The organism is Shewanella sp. AC91-MNA-CIBAN-0169, assembly GCF_040310165.1.
Taxonomy (GTDB): domain Bacteria; phylum Pseudomonadota; class Gammaproteobacteria; order Enterobacterales; family Shewanellaceae; genus Shewanella.
In genome coordinates this window covers 84234-98555 of the sequence record NZ_JBEOPM010000003.1, presented here as the reverse complement: position 1 = coordinate 98555, position 14322 = coordinate 84234, and the positions used below count along the sequence as shown (strand labels likewise).

The window sequence follows — 14322 nt, the reverse complement described above, 5'->3', positions numbered from 1 at the left end:
AGAAAAGCAAAAAGCCTTCAAACGAAGGCTTTTTGGCTAAAAGTTGTTTCACCGGAATTTGTGCGTCTATTTAAACACCGGCAATATATCGGCCATGGCCAGCAAATGACATGTGGCAGTGATAACTCCAAACAACACCACAATAGCAATTAACGGGGTTCCACCAGGGACTTTAAATCCCTTTGAGTCAGGATATTGTTGTCTTACTTTATAGGCTAATAACGCTGGTACAATAACAGCCCAAATAGTGGCAGCTAGCGCAGCAAAACCAATCGCTAAAATAAATCCATTCGGAAATAACAAACCAAGGATTGTTGGTGGCACAAACGTGACCGTTGCCGTTTTAATTCGTCCTGATCGCGAGTCGTCAAACCCAAATAAATCAGCAAGGTAATCGAACAAGCCTAGTGTCACACCTAAAAATGATGAGGCGACGGCAAGATTAGCAAATAGGGTTAACATGTTATCCAGCCATTGGCTGGCAATAACCCCAGACAACGCACCCACTAACACACCTATATTGCCACCTTGAGCAATAATATCGGCAAACTGGCTTCGTTGAATATTACCCATCGTTGCCACTAACCAACATATATAAATCACCAATGCGATAGTGGTTCCGGTAATAATCGCCTTAACGATGGTTTTGGCATCTTTACCATAATATTTGACTAAACTTGGCACATTACCGTGATAACCAAAACTGGCCAATCCAAAAGGGATAGCGGCAAGTAAATAAGGCAGGTAACGCGATTCACCATCAGGCGATACTAGCTTTATGGTATCAATGTCGATTAGTAAGTTACCGATAGCCAAAAAGAAAGTAATCACCATGCCACCAAGCATGATTGTGGTGATACGGTCGACCGCTTTAGTACTAATAAATACCACCAAAGCCAAGACTACCGCAAACACCAATCCGGCCACACTCTGGGGTAGGCTCACGCCCAATGCAGACAGACTGTGATTCACAATCGAACCACCACCACTGATATAAGCATAGGTTAAAATATATAACACAAACGCAATCGAAACGCCGTTAATCACCCGCCAGAACTGCCCAAGAGTCACCCGAGTTAAGGTGTCAAAACTGTCGCCTGGTTCAAAATGCAAATTGGCTTCTAATAACAATAAACCCGACATTAGCATGCAAAACCAAACGCCGAGCAACATCGCGATAGAATAGCCAAACCACATTCCAGCACCAACAACGGGTAACGAAAACATGCCCGCACCCACAGTGGTTCCGGCAATAATCATCGCCCCACCCAATACAGATTTACCGCTGGTACGATGCTTGGCAGCATTCATATGATTAGCCATTATTGTCCGTGCTCCGCTTCCACACTATCAACAATGGTTTGTCTTACTAAAGAGCTGAGTAATTTATTAGCGTTATCACGAATTCTGATCACTTCAGCACGATGTTCGTCGCTGCATAAATAACCCAATTCTTTCAGTTTCACACTCAGGGTATTATATAATTTTTTGTCATAAAATTCTGGTGCGGTAATGCCATGCAGCGCGCCTAATCGTTGGGCTAACAAATGGCTATCGCGTTCCAGTTCTGAGCGCTCAAGATCAGGTTTTATTGCGAGTAAATTGAAGATAATCGCATAACGTTGCAACGTTTCACTGATAGTTTCAGCAAGCAGTAACACTTGGGTAATATGACGAGGCGTTATCTCAAACTGATCGCTACCGGTCAGTAAACCTTGTTCAACCATGAAATCTAAAATGCTATCCACATGTTGAGGCACATCATCAATGCTCATAAATAGCTCAGCTTTAAGTAATGGATAAAAGTCCATTACAATGCCATGAATTCGCTGGCGATCGCACACGTCATAATGCACTAAACAACTGGCAATTAATGACGGCAACGCCATCAAATGAATAATATTATTACGGTAATAACTCATGGTGATGGCAATTTTTTCATCAACTGAAATAATTTCACCAATAAGGTCTTTGGTACTAACAAACTTATTTAACGACAGACAGTGATCAATAATTGACTTGCCATTACCTTCGGCCACAGAGGTGTAATCGGTATAAGGCACTGTTTTAAGTAAGGCTAAATACAAATCAAGCTGACGTTCTAACTGGCTTCTTTCTAACGCATTTTGCTCTGACGCTAATAACACTAAACTAGTCAATGTTACTGAACTGGCTGCGGCCGCTCCATTGATATTAGTCATTACGCGGTTAGCTAACAAATTAACTGAGGGCGTAAACCAAGATGGTTTCTGGTCAGGATCTTTAGCTAGCTCATCACGCCACTCTGGCGCCTGCTGATTTAAGAACTGTTGTAAATTAATCGGCTCACCAAAATTCACATAACCTTGGCCAAAATTGCCTAACTTACGAATAGCACCAAATACCTGCCATACAGATTCTTTTTTCTTTTTCTTACCGCTTAATTCTTTGTGGTACGTCGCCACTTCCATCACATGGTCATAACCTAAATACACGGGTACTAAGGTTACTGGGCGCTCTATCCCACGTAGCACACTGTTAATTGTCATAGCCAACATACCGGTTTTAGGCGCTAGCAAACGTCCTGTACGCGAACGACCTCCTTCAGTGAAATACTCGACCGCATAACCCTTAGCAAATAACTGATCTAAATATTCACGAAATACTGCGGTATAAAGTTTATTACCATTAAAACTACGACGGATAAAGAATGCCCCACCACGGCGGAACATCGGCCCTGCTGGCCAAAAATTAAGGTTAATACCGGCAGCAATGTGCGGCGGAACCATGCCCTGATAATACAAAATATACGACAGTAGCAAGTAATCCATATGGCTACGATGGCAAGGAACGTAAACAATTTCATGACCATCATGATGTAACTGTCTTACTTGCTCGGCACCTTTGATATTGATGCCACTGTATAATTTGTTCCATAACCAAGTCAGGAAACGTTCGGCAATACGCACCAAACTATCAGAATAGTCGGCGGCAATTTCATCAAGGTATTCAATGGCGGTTTCACGCGCTTTCTCGACTGTTACTTTCTTATTTGCAGACTCTTCTTCAATGGCTTTTTTGATAGATTCTGATTTTAATAAAGAGGCAAACAACGCTTGTCGATTCGGTAATTGTGGCCCCGTCATCACTTTGCGTTGACGGCGGAAATGCACACGGGCGACTCGGGTTAATTTGTGAGCAATTCTTTTATCAGTACCATGTTCATCGGCCATATGACGAAGCGATAATGCATTAGAAAACTGGACGAAATTATGGCGTCCTAAAAATAAAATCATTAACCATTTACGTAACCACGTAGGGTTTTCACGTTCAAATACAGCAGCTTTCATGCTGTCTTCTTCTTTACCTGGGGTACGTCCCCAATAAAGGCAAACAGGAACCAACTGTATATCTAATTCAGGGCTCTCGCTATGAAGTGACAATAAACTGGTAAAATAATTAAGGAATTTGTCACCACTTTCACGTTTACCAAATAGTGGTTTGCGGCCCTCTAAACAGACCACACGAGGCACGGTTAAGCCATCAAGCTGTAATGGCTCATAAGGACTGGGCAGACCAAAGCCCTCGGTGATTTCGCTCAACGCGGCAATATCGCTAATAGATTCCGTTTTCATTAAATAAACCAAAGGTTTAGTTGGATCTATATTGAGGTCATCAAAAGGATCGTGAGGGACCACAATGGTCTGTACCATCCACTTTTGAATCCACCTTAATGCTCGTAAAAATATTGAATCTGGTTTTGACATGGTTATTTTCGCAACATAAGCCACTGTAATATTGTCGTATAGGATACCAGAAACCACCCTGCTTACACTATCAGACCGATCTATCTTTACGTTTAAGCTCTCACTATCAGAAATAACATAAGACAGAACATTAGTAATAGTTAATTAAAACATATTGTTGAGTGATACTTAATCAACAAAATACAAAAAATAGTTGGTTAATACTTGCGCGAACACAAACACTGTATATAATGACAGTCACTGTATAAAAAGACAGGAATCATCATGAGACCGTTAACGCCGCGCCAAGCAGAAATTTTAGACTTAATTAAAAACAATATCGCCGAAACAGGTATGCCACCCACTCGTGCTGAAATTGCGAATCGTCTTGGCTTTAAAAGTGCTAATGCCGCCGAAGAGCATTTAAAAGCATTAGCCAAAAAAGGCTTTATCGAGATCATGCCTGGTACCTCAAGAGGCATTCGTTTACCTCATGAAGAACAGGTTGAAACCGGTCTGCCACTCATTGGACAGGTTGCTGCTGGTGAACCTATTTTGGCCCAAGAGCATGTAGAACAATACTATCAAGTCGATCCAAACATGTTTAAGCCCGCCGCAGATTTTTTATTGCGAGTGCGTGGTGACAGCATGAAAAACATTGGCATTTTAGAAGGTGACTTACTCGCTGTACATAAAATGCAGCAAGCACGTAATGGCCAGGTTGTTGTGGCACGTGTTGATGATGACGTCACCGTAAAACGATTTGAACAAAAAGGTAATGTGATTTATCTGCATGCCGAAAATGAAGATTACAATCCGATAAAAGTAGATTTAAGTTGCCAAAGCCTAACCATCGAAGGGCTTGCCGTTGGCGTTATCCGTAATGGAGATTGGTTATGAACAAACTAATGGGCATCGCGCCACGCCACCCGGGCTTATGGGTAGATTTAACTGAAACAGAACTGCATGGCACCCAAACCATTCAAACATTACAAACTGTCACCCAAGGTGAAGCTGAACTGAGCCAATTGTGCAGCCAGTTGGCAATATTGAGCCAGCAAGGCAGATGGATTGTATTAATTAGCCCGCCCCATATTGGCTATAAACATATGCTGGCAAGTGCTGGTGTAAGAATGGATCGCATTTTACTGGTGCACACCAAAGATGAAGTCGAAACATTATGGGCCATGGAGAAAGCGCTCACTAGCGGTACATCGAGCGCAGTAGTAACTTGGACAAGCTCACTTGATGCTCGCGATAGTCGCCGTTTAGAAATTGTCGCCAAAAGTGCACGTGCATTAGGGGTGGTAATTGAAGATGTGAATGCTCACTTACCTCACAAACATCAACTTGTTAGCCCTACTTTAACAAATGGAACAAGTAATTTTTGCTCATTTCACTAAGCACGAACCCTTCATTACCAAGCCCTGTATTGAATTCAGGGTTTTTTTTCATCTTTTTTCAGCCTATTAGCCAACAAAGTGATCTTGATCAATGTTTAATCTACAAGTAATGTGGTTAACAAGGATGAAACATTTTTTATCTTTAATTGGACGTGAATGGCAGTAATCAAGATTACTTTCAGACAAATGAGCCAAATCAAAATTGATAAGTTCAGTAGTAGGTACAAGCGTGGTGCACAGCTAACAATAAAACCGTAGACCGTATGTTTACAGCCACCAAAGTACTTTGAGGTCATCAAACTTTTTTCGGGAACCGAAGAGTTTGCATAGAGCAGAGAATTACTGTGTGACTCTTCTTTGTAGTTGCTATTTGCAATTAGCAGAGGAGTAGTCTTGTGAAGCAATGGTTGTATTGTTTACTGGTGGTGTTTGTAGCACTTCCGCTTGGGGCATCAGAAATGCCCCTCAACATGACTCAAGGCGTGACAGATATCAGTGGCAAGGTTTATGACCTCCACATGACGATTCTTTACATCTGTTGTGCAATTGGGTTAGTGGTGTTTGGGATCATGATTTACTCAATGATTTATCACCGCAAATCAAAAGGCGCTGTCGCGGCCAATTTTCACGAAAGTACCAAAGTGGAAATTGCTTGGACCGTCATCCCTTTCATCATCTTAATCGGCATGGCTATTCCAGCCACCAAAACCTTGATTGCTATGGAAGATCCCAGTGATGCTGATCTCACCATAAAAATTACCGGGTCGCAGTGGAAGTGGCATTACAGCTATTTTGATAAAGACATCGAATTTTACAGCACATTATCCACTCCCAGAGCACAAATTGATGGCAGTGAGGCCAAAGGCGAGCATTACCTCCTTGAAGTCGATAAGCCATTAGTACTGCCTATTAACCAAAAAGTGCGCTTCTTGATGACATCAGATGATGTTATCCATTCATGGTGGGTGCCCGCGTTTGCCGTTAAAAAAGATGCCAATCCAGGCTTTATCAACGAAGCCTGGACCCGCATAGATAAACCCGGTATTTATCGCGGCCAATGTGCCGAGCTATGCGGTAAAGACCATGGTTTCATGCCGATTGTGGTGCAAGCATTATCGGAAGCAGATTTTGATAATTGGTTAGTGGAACAAAAACAACTAGCAAGCAATGCGGCCGCAGCTGCTGAGGCGTCAATGTCTCAAACCTTGTCTATTGAGGAGCTAACCTCACAAGGTGAGCAAATCTATATTGCTAGGTGCGCTGCTTGTCATCAACCCAATGGTGCGGGTCTTCCTGGTGTATTCCCATCATTAATTGGCAGCCCTATCATAAAAGGCCCTGTTAACGATCATCTGAATATCGTCTTAAACGGTAAACCAGGTACTGCAATGCAAGCCTTTGCAAAGCAACTTAGCGCCCTAGAAATTGCCGCAGTAATTACCTTTGAGCGTAATGCGTGGGGCAATAATAGCGGTGATGTAGTTCAAGCTGCTGATATAGGCAACTTTTTAGGCAGTAACGAGGCAAGCACCGAACCAAGTAAAGCAGTAACCGATGCAGCAAGTACTATTGCAGCCAAGACAACTGACATTACCGATGCGGTTACCGACAAAGCCAATCAAGCTGTCGAAGCCGTAGCAGAAGCTGTTGTACCAGAGGATCTGCCCACGTTAACCTTGGAGCAATTAATTGCTGAAGGTGAGCAGGTTTATGCTACGACATGTGCTGCATGTCACCAAGCCACTGGCGCTGGTTTACCAGGCGCTTTCCCTTCACTTATTGGCAGCCCTGTTGTTACTGGACCGGTTAGCGGACATATCGATATCGTTATGCACGGAAAACCAGGTACCGCAATGCAGGCATTTAGTAGTCAACTTAGCCCGCAAAAGATGGCGGCTGTGATTACTTATGAGCGCAATGCGTGGGGCAATAATTCTGGCGAAGCGGTGCAACCTGCCGATGTCGCTAGCCATGGACAGTAGGGGAAAACAATGAGCACAACAACGCACGATACACTGGCTACCGCTCATGATGATCATCATCACGGCGCTCCGAAGGGGCTAATGCGCTGGCTACTCACCACTAACCATAAAGATATCGGCTCGCTGTATTTATGGTTTAGTTTCATTATGTTTCTTACTGGCGGTGCGATGGCAATGGTGATTCGAGCTGAATTATTTCAGCCTGGATTACAGCTAGTAGAACCTAACTTTTTTAATCAGATGACCACAGTTCATGGCCTCATCATGGTGTTTGGGGCGGTGATGCCCGCTTTTACCGGGTTAGCAAACTGGTTAATTCCAATGATGATTGGTGCCCCAGATATGGCACTACCGCGAATGAACAACTGGAGTTTTTGGATTTTACCCTTCGCCTTTACCATTTTATTAGGTTCACTCTTTATGGAAGGCGGCGGCCCTAACTTTGGCTGGACATTCTATGCTCCGCTCTCAACCACCTATAGTCCTGACAGTACCGCCCTATTTGTTTTCTCCATTCACATAATGGGAATAAGTTCGATAATGGGCGCAATTAACGTCATTGTAACCATTGTAAACTTGCGAGCTCCTGGCATGACCTGGATGAAGTTACCTTTGTTTGTGTGGACTTGGCTCATTACCGCATTTTTACTGATTGCGGTAATGCCGGTGCTCGCAGGTGCGGTCACCATGGTATTAACCGATAAGTTTTTTGGTACTAGCTTTTTTGATGCTGCAGGTGGTGGCGATCCGGTGATGTTCCAGCATATTTTCTGGTTCTTTGGTCATCCTGAAGTTTACATCATGATTTTACCGTCCTTCGGTATTATCTCCGCGATAGTACCAACCTTTAGCCGTAAAAAGCTGTTTGGTTACTCCTCGATGGTTTACGCCACTGCCAGTATTGCCATTCTGTCATTTTTGGTATGGGCACATCACATGTTTACCACGGGTATGCCCGTTTTTGCCGAATTATTTTTCATGTATTGCACCATGTTGATTGCCATTCCAACCGGGGTGAAAGTGTTTAATTGGGTCGCCACTATGTGGCGCGGTTCAATGACATTTGAAACTCCAATGCTGTTTGCAGTGGCATTTATCATCCTGTTTACCATTGGTGGCTTTTCGGGCTTGATGTTGGCAATTACCCCTGCTGATTTCCAATACCACGACACTTACTTTGTCGTGGCTCACTTCCATTATGTACTGGTGACTGGGGCGATATTCTCCATTATGGCGGCGGCTTACTATTGGCTGCCTAAATGGACCGGCCATATGTATAACGAAACTTTAGGTAAGTGGCACTTTTGGTGTTCGGTAATATCCGTCAACGTGTTGTTTTTCCCAATGCACTTTCTAGGCTTAGCGGGTATGCCGCGCCGGGTCCCCGACTACGCGGTACAGTTTGCCGATGTGAATCAAATTGTGTCGATTGGTGGCTTTGCATTTGGTTTATCTCAGCTAATTTTCCTTGTTGTAGTTCTCAAATGTATCAAGGGTGGCAAACCCGCTGGAGATAATCCTTGGGAAGCAGCCGAAGGCTTGGAATGGTCGATTGCCAGCCCTGCGCCATATCACTCGTTTACCACTCCACCGGAGATTAAATGAGATGACACAGCCAACAAAATCAAATCGTAAGCTATTAATCATCCTGATTGCCGGGTCAATTGGTATGTTTGGGTTTGGTTTTGCGCTGGTACCGCTTTATGACGTGCTCTGCGATACATTGGGGATTAATGGCAAACCCCAAAATAGCGCCAGTAGTTATGAAGCGGTGGTGGTTGATAAAAACCGGACCGTAACCATTGAATTTGTGACTCAAGTTCAATCAGGTATGCCATGGGAATTTAGCCCTAAAGTTAACCAAATAAGCGTACATCCTGGGGAGCTCACTCACGCACAATTTTTGGTTAAAAACCTATCGACACGTGACACGGTAGGCCAAGCAATACCTTCGGTGTCGCCAGGGCAAGGGGCGGCATACTTCAATAAAACGGAATGTTTTTGCTTTAATCAACAACCTTTGGCTGCAGCAGCAACAGCAGAACTACCACTGATTTTTTACGTGGACCCTGATTTACCAGCGTCCATTAACACATTGACTCTCTCTTATACCCTTTATGACATCACCGATAGACAGGCGATCGTCATAGAGCAAGGAGCAGCAAAATGACAACAAAGTATCAAACTTATTATGTGCCAACCCAAAGTGCTTGGCCAATAATCGGTGCTATCGGTTTATTTTTAATTGCGTTTGGCGCAGGTAATTATGTACAACAATTAACCACTGAAAAAACCTCTGGCGGTTATATTTTAATAACCGGCTTGGCCGTGATTATCTTTATGATTTTTGGCTGGTTTAAGACCGTTATTGATGAATCCATGGCTGGACTGTATTCACCGCAAATGGATCGTTCATTTAGGCAGGGAATGAGTTGGTTTATTTTTTCAGAGATTATGTTTTTTGGGGCATTTTTCGGCGCGCTATTTTATGCCCGAATGATTTCAGTACCTTGGCTTGGTGGCGCATCTAACAATGCCATGACCCATGAAGTGTTGTGGCCTGCATTTGAAGCTATGTGGCCATTGGTTAAAACACCTGATGGCACTGCAACAGAAGCCATGCCATGGACGGGTTTGCCGTTAATTAACACTATTATACTGCTAACCTCGTCGGTTACCTTGCACTTTGCTCATACCAATCTCGAAAAAGCCAATCGTAAACCTTTGATAATCTGGTTAGCGTTGACGGTAATTCTGGGTATTGCGTTTCTCAGTTTACAGGTTGAAGAATATAGCCATGCCTACCAAGAGATGGGACTTACGCTCTCTTCTGGTGTCTACGGCAACACCTTCTTTTTGTTAACCGGTTTTCACGGCATGCACGTAACGATTGGCACCCTGTTCTTGATTATTTTATTACTCAGAATTGTAAAGGGCCACTTTAGCCCCGACAAGCATTTCGCTTTTCAAGCTGGGAGTTGGTATTGGCACTTCGTTGATGTGGTGTGGTTATGTTTATTCATTTTCGTATACGTACTATAAAACCACGTATTAACGACTAATAAGGTCTGGGGTTAGGTTGAATGTAACCAAGCCCCAAAGCCACCAGCAATACCATTATAACGACAACAGAAAACAATACGCGCCGGCCGAGAAAACGACTCATTGATTGTTGATGCTCGCCCTTAACCATAATAAATAAGGCCCTACCTAAGTTAAATAATATGAATACAAGCAACGAGACTAAAACTAACTTAACGATGAAAGGTGTTGTCACAGGCAATCCTTTTAAAAGCGTGGGGGTGTCTCGCGTATTATTCGTAATCATTACTTTGGTCGTGTTTAGCTTGTTGGTCAAGTTAGGATTATGGCAGTTATCACGAGCAACCTTTAAACAAGAGTGGCAAAGCACACTACTTCAGCGTCAACAGCAACAAGCTGTCACTTATGAGGAAATGTTGGCAATAGTTGAATTGTCAGCAGCATCAACAAGCTCTCAGCCGGAGACGAAATTACTCACGGGTTACCGTCTATCGATATCAGCTAAACCAATTAACAACATGATGCTGTTATTAGACAATCAAGTGTATCAAGGCCAGGTGGGATATTTAGCGTATCAAATTTTTGAAATAACCCCTGAACAACCTTGGATATTGGTCGAGTTAGGCTTTGTACCTGCAAACAAGGACCGCCGAATTTTACCTGAACTAACCCCGTTAAAAACAAATTACTACACGCTGGTTGGCCGAGTTTATCAAAAACAACCCAACCCATTAAGTGACCGACTCGATGCAGAGCAATTAACCGATACTCATGCTCCAGTACGTTTTCAAAATATCAATATACCCGCACTCACTGACATGCTTGGCCATACGCTGACGCCTGTGGTGCTGCAACCCGACAATGTTCCAAATTATCACCTGCCTCAACCTTGGATACCCATTCCATTGTCGGCACAAAAACATCAAGGGTATGCCTTGCAATGGTTCACCATGGCAGCAGTATTTTTAGGACTAATGAGTTGGATAGCATTTCGACAATTTCGACGCTAAGCACCGTCGTTCATAATTAACTTAACAATAATATCAAATGATAAAGAGGAGATGGAATGAACTCCCTACCGAAAAAAAGCAATAAAGCACTACTGGTCTTACTGCTGGTATTTATTTTACCGGTTGCCTTAGCCAAATTAGTGTTAAGCCTAGAGCTGTATAACGGAGCAGCAACCAACAAAGGGGCGCTGATCGCTCCCGACATAAACTACACCAACTTAGCCATGGAAAACCCTAAACCTCATGCATGGCAAGTACTGTTTTTTCTACCCGAAACCTGCAATGAGCAATGCCAAGAACGGCTGTACATTTTACACCAAAGCTATATTGCCCTGGGCAAAGATAGGGATCGTGTGACCCCAATCATTGTAGTAAACAGCCACAGTGACACCAAAATTCTCAAGCAATTAAATATCTCATTTGACCAAGCAAACGCCAATGACGCACTTGCTGCACTACTGACCAATCAACAGCTTATTATTGTCGACCCTCTCGGTAGCTTAGTCATGCAATATGACAACGTAATAGGTCACGACGCCAATATTGCTCAGGGCAAAGCCATGATTGCTGATTTACGCAAAATGCTTAAGTTGTCGAGGGTTGGCTAATGGCAATACAGCGATTAATCAAATTCACTTTAGTGTTTACCTTGGCCGTTATTTTAATGGGCGCCTATACACGTCTGTCTGATGCTGGATTAGGTTGTCCTGACTGGCCAGGCTGTTACGGCCATTTAGCGGTGCCGAGTGCAAGCCATGATTTAGCCAATATTGAAAGTCGATTTCCTGATGCTCAAATTGAGCCAGAAAAAGCCTGGCTTGAAATGATCCATCGCTATATCGCAGGTACTTTAGGGTTAATGGTTTTAGCCATTCTAATTATGTGCCTTAAACAGCCGCAAGCACCCAAAAAACTGCCCGTTTTTATTGCGGTACTCATTGTGTTTCAAGCCGCATTGGGAATGTGGACTGTCACCATGAAATTAATGCCTGTTGTAGTAATGGCGCACCTTATAGGCGGTTTTAGTTTATTCGCCTTGTTACTGCTGTTATATCTGCGGCTTAAACCATTAAGGATCCCCGGAGGTGATACCTATGCGCGTAAGCTCATTCCGTTAGCACTAGTCAGTTTTGGTGTATTAGTCATTCAAATTATACTCGGTGGCTGGACCTCATCAAATTACGCCGCGCTTGCCTGTACCACCCTGCCCATATGTGAAGGTAATTGGGTCGATAATTTACGTTTAGCCGATGCTTTTTCACCATTCCAAGGCGATCATCCCAGTTTTGAATTTGGCGTTTTAGACTATTCCACCCGCATGACCATTCATGTCAGCCATCGAATTTGGGCAGTGGTAACCGCCATAACGCTAATCGTACTTGCACTCAAATTACGCTATGCACAATCACATATAATGCGTAACAGTGGTTACTTATTAGTGTTACTGGTCATCGCTCAAGTCGGACTGGGTATTAGTAATGTGGTGATGAATTTACCTTTAGGCATCGCAGTATCACACAATGGAGGCGCAGCCTTATTGCTGCTTACCTTAGTCTTTATTAATTACGCCCTGTTGCGTAAAGCATAAGTGAGGATCAACCATGACAAAACCTCTTACTATTAGTCAGGTTCAACCTAAGATAACTCTACAATGGCGCGCCTATTTTGAAATGACCAAACCCAAAGTCGTAGCACTTATGCTGCTTACAGTGTTGGTCGGCATGTGTTTATCTGTGCCTGGCATTGTACCGTTACAACCTTTGGTTGCGGGAATGGCAGGCATTGCGATGATGGCAGGCTCTGCGGCGGCGTTTAATCACTTAATTGATCGTAAAATCGATGGTTTGATGGCTCGAACTTATAATCGTCCGCTGCCTAAAGGAAAAATCTCCAGCATTAAAGCGGCAACCTTTGCGGTGTCGCTCGGATCACTCGGCTTTGTGGTGTTATATACCTTAGTTAATCCCCTCACAGCTTGGTTAACCTTTGCCAGTTTAATTGGTTATGCCTTGGTGTATACCGCCTATCTTAAACGGGCGACCTCACAAAATATTGTCATTGGTGGATTAGCCGGCGCTATGCCTCCATTATTAGGCTGGACCGCAATAACCAATGAACTGCATGGCTACGCCTTGTTACTGGTTATTATTATCTTCACTTGGACTCCACCGCATTTTTGGGCATTAGCCATTCATCGCCGTAAAGAATATGCCAAGGTCGATATTCCAATGTTACCGGTGACACATGGGGTAGAATTTACCAAAACCTGTATTTTGCTTTACACCATTTTATTAGCCATTGCCTGCCTGCTACCCGTTTTAGTCGGCATGTGTGGTCCAATATATTTGGTGGGTTCAACGTTATTGAGTTGTGGTTTTATCTATAAAGCGTGGCAGTTAAAGTTTCATGACTATCCAGAGCTGTCTATGCAAGTCTTTAAATTCTCAATTTATCATTTAATGGTGTTGTTTATAGTATTATTAGTTGACCATTACTTTTGGGTAAACGCTTAAATTAGAAAGGAAAATATATTGAAAATAATGATCGCGGTAGGGCTAATGTTATTAGCCCTAGTGGGTGGTGTCGTTTATCAACAGACGCAAACAGAGCCTATGCCATTGGCGACCAGTTATGTATTTGAGCAGCAGCGCCCATTAGCACCATTTACATTAGCAGACCAATACGGCAATGCGTTTACTAACCAAACGTTACAAGGTAAATGGAGTTTGTTCTTTCTTGGTTACACAGCTTGCCCGGATGTATGCCCTACCACTCTGAATAAACTCGCAGCGGCATATCCACAACTGCAAAAAATAGCCAGCAATGTACAAGTGGTGTTTGTGTCAGCAGACCCTAAACGTGACACTCAAGCTAAACGATTAGATTACATAAATTTTTTCAATAAAGACTTTAAAGCGGTCAGCGCAGAACACACCGACTTATTTCCGTTTAGTCGTGACTTAGGCTTTGTGTATGCCATGGTGGGAGAGGACAGTGATTACCAAGTAGACCATAGCGCATCGTATGTGTTGGTTTCGCCAAGAGGGGAAAAAATAGCAGTATTTAAACCCAAACCACAACCTGGGCAGCTCGCACAAATTCTTAATGCTGAGCTCATTGCTGACTTTAGCCAAATCGTTCAATCTTGGCGTTAGTGATT

Annotated in this window: 14 protein-coding genes; 11 read left to right on the top strand and 3 right to left on the bottom strand. The window is 43.3% G+C overall.

Annotation, left to right across the window (positions count from 1 at the left end):
* Positions 1 to 66: 66 nt before the first annotated feature.
* Positions 67 to 1323 carry a tryptophan permease gene (mtr, locus tag AAEY98_RS04485; RefSeq protein ID WP_162022074.1) on the bottom strand — a complete coding sequence of 419 codons (1257 nt, stop codon included), beginning with the start codon at positions 1321 to 1323 and terminating at the stop codon, positions 67 to 69.
* The gene (plsB, locus tag AAEY98_RS04480) at positions 1323 to 3746 is read right to left on the bottom strand and encodes a glycerol-3-phosphate 1-O-acyltransferase PlsB (RefSeq protein WP_101085352.1); all 2424 of its coding nucleotides are present in this window, start codon (positions 3744 to 3746) and stop codon (positions 1323 to 1325) included. Before plsB ends, mtr begins: the two co-directional genes overlap by 1 nt.
* A 264-nt stretch (positions 3747 to 4010) precedes the next feature.
* Here plsB and lexA point away from each other — a divergent pair, with 264 nt between their 5' ends.
* The 6 genes from lexA to AAEY98_RS04450 all read left to right on the top strand — a co-directional run bounded on the left by lexA (position 4011) and on the right by AAEY98_RS04450 (position 10152).
* Positions 4011 to 4625 carry a transcriptional repressor LexA gene (gene lexA / locus AAEY98_RS04475; protein WP_059745867.1) on the top strand — a complete coding sequence of 205 codons (615 nt, stop codon included), beginning with the start codon at positions 4011 to 4013 and terminating at the stop codon, positions 4623 to 4625.
* The gene (locus tag AAEY98_RS04470; RefSeq protein ID WP_059745868.1) at positions 4622 to 5128 is read left to right on the top strand and encodes a cell division inhibitor SulA; all 507 of its coding nucleotides are present in this window, start codon (positions 4622 to 4624) and stop codon (positions 5126 to 5128) included. Before lexA ends, AAEY98_RS04470 begins: the two co-directional genes overlap by 4 nt.
* A 395-nt stretch (positions 5129 to 5523) precedes the next feature.
* Positions 5524 to 7110, top strand: coding sequence for a cytochrome c oxidase subunit II (gene coxB, locus AAEY98_RS04465; RefSeq protein WP_351015221.1), 1587 nt, complete (start codon positions 5524 to 5526; stop codon positions 7108 to 7110).
* A 9-nt stretch (positions 7111 to 7119) separates the two neighbouring features.
* Complete coding sequence (gene ctaD, locus AAEY98_RS04460) at positions 7120 to 8715, top strand: cytochrome c oxidase subunit I (RefSeq protein ID WP_101084886.1); 1596 nt, start codon at positions 7120 to 7122, stop codon at positions 8713 to 8715.
* A gap of 1 nt (position 8716) precedes the next feature.
* Positions 8717 to 9280, top strand: coding sequence for a cytochrome c oxidase assembly protein (locus tag AAEY98_RS04455; RefSeq protein WP_162022071.1), 564 nt, complete (start codon positions 8717 to 8719; stop codon positions 9278 to 9280).
* Positions 9277 to 10152 carry a cytochrome c oxidase subunit 3 gene (locus AAEY98_RS04450; RefSeq protein ID WP_162022070.1) on the top strand — a complete coding sequence of 292 codons (876 nt, stop codon included), beginning with the start codon at positions 9277 to 9279 and terminating at the stop codon, positions 10150 to 10152. Before AAEY98_RS04455 ends, AAEY98_RS04450 begins: the two co-directional genes overlap by 4 nt.
* Positions 10153 to 10168: 16 nt before the next feature.
* Here AAEY98_RS04450 and AAEY98_RS04445 read toward each other — a convergent pair whose 3' ends face one another.
* Positions 10169 to 10387 carry a DUF2909 domain-containing protein gene (locus AAEY98_RS04445; RefSeq protein WP_041412724.1) on the bottom strand — a complete coding sequence of 73 codons (219 nt, stop codon included), beginning with the start codon at positions 10385 to 10387 and terminating at the stop codon, positions 10169 to 10171.
* On the opposite strand from AAEY98_RS04445, the gene AAEY98_RS04440 reads away from it, so the two are divergent.
* The 5 genes from AAEY98_RS04440 to AAEY98_RS04420 are packed head-to-tail and all read left to right on the top strand — an operon-like array spanning position 10335 to position 14317.
* Complete coding sequence (locus tag AAEY98_RS04440) at positions 10335 to 11162, top strand: SURF1 family protein (protein ID WP_350996585.1); 828 nt, start codon at positions 10335 to 10337, stop codon at positions 11160 to 11162. The genes AAEY98_RS04445 and AAEY98_RS04440 overlap by 53 nt on opposite strands.
* A gap of 56 nt (positions 11163 to 11218) precedes the next feature.
* Positions 11219 to 11770: a redox-active disulfide-containing membrane protein gene (locus AAEY98_RS04435; RefSeq protein WP_162022068.1), complete on the top strand. Its 552-nt coding sequence runs from the start codon at positions 11219 to 11221 to the stop codon at positions 11768 to 11770.
* Positions 11770 to 12750 carry a COX15/CtaA family protein gene (locus tag AAEY98_RS04430; protein WP_101084880.1) on the top strand — a complete coding sequence of 327 codons (981 nt, stop codon included), beginning with the start codon at positions 11770 to 11772 and terminating at the stop codon, positions 12748 to 12750. Before AAEY98_RS04435 ends, AAEY98_RS04430 begins: the two co-directional genes overlap by 1 nt.
* Positions 12751 to 12763: 13 nt before the next feature.
* Positions 12764 to 13675, top strand: coding sequence for a heme o synthase (gene cyoE, locus AAEY98_RS04425; RefSeq protein WP_101084879.1), 912 nt, complete (start codon positions 12764 to 12766; stop codon positions 13673 to 13675).
* A gap of 27 nt (positions 13676 to 13702) precedes the next feature.
* Positions 13703 to 14317, top strand: coding sequence for an SCO family protein (locus AAEY98_RS04420; RefSeq protein WP_502959633.1), 615 nt, complete (start codon positions 13703 to 13705; stop codon positions 14315 to 14317).
* The last annotated feature ends 5 nt before the right edge of the window (positions 14318 to 14322 follow it).

Coding starts and splice junctions, on each gene's coding strand:
- AAEY98_RS04470 (WP_059745868.1), top strand. CDS start 4,622: ATGAACAAACTAATGGGCATCGCGCCACGCCACCCGGGCTTATGGGTA.
- AAEY98_RS04435 (WP_162022068.1), top strand. CDS start 11,219: ATGAACTCCCTACCGAAAAAAAGCAATAAAGCACTACTGGTCTTACTG.
- AAEY98_RS04450 (WP_162022070.1), top strand. CDS start 9,277: ATGACAACAAAGTATCAAACTTATTATGTGCCAACCCAAAGTGCTTGG.
- plsB (WP_101085352.1), bottom strand. CDS start 3,746: ATGTCAAAACCAGATTCAATATTTTTACGAGCATTAAGGTGGATTCAA.
- AAEY98_RS04455 (WP_162022071.1), top strand. CDS start 8,717: ATGACACAGCCAACAAAATCAAATCGTAAGCTATTAATCATCCTGATT.
- AAEY98_RS04420 (WP_502959633.1), top strand. CDS start 13,703: ATGATCGCGGTAGGGCTAATGTTATTAGCCCTAGTGGGTGGTGTCGTT.
- mtr (WP_162022074.1), bottom strand. CDS start 1,323: ATGGCTAATCATATGAATGCTGCCAAGCATCGTACCAGCGGTAAATCT.
- AAEY98_RS04440 (WP_350996585.1), top strand. CDS start 10,335: ATGAATACAAGCAACGAGACTAAAACTAACTTAACGATGAAAGGTGTT.
- lexA (WP_059745867.1), top strand. CDS start 4,011: ATGAGACCGTTAACGCCGCGCCAAGCAGAAATTTTAGACTTAATTAAA.
- cyoE (WP_101084879.1), top strand. CDS start 12,764: ATGACAAAACCTCTTACTATTAGTCAGGTTCAACCTAAGATAACTCTA.
- AAEY98_RS04430 (WP_101084880.1), top strand. CDS start 11,770: ATGGCAATACAGCGATTAATCAAATTCACTTTAGTGTTTACCTTGGCC.
- ctaD (WP_101084886.1), top strand. CDS start 7,120: ATGAGCACAACAACGCACGATACACTGGCTACCGCTCATGATGATCAT.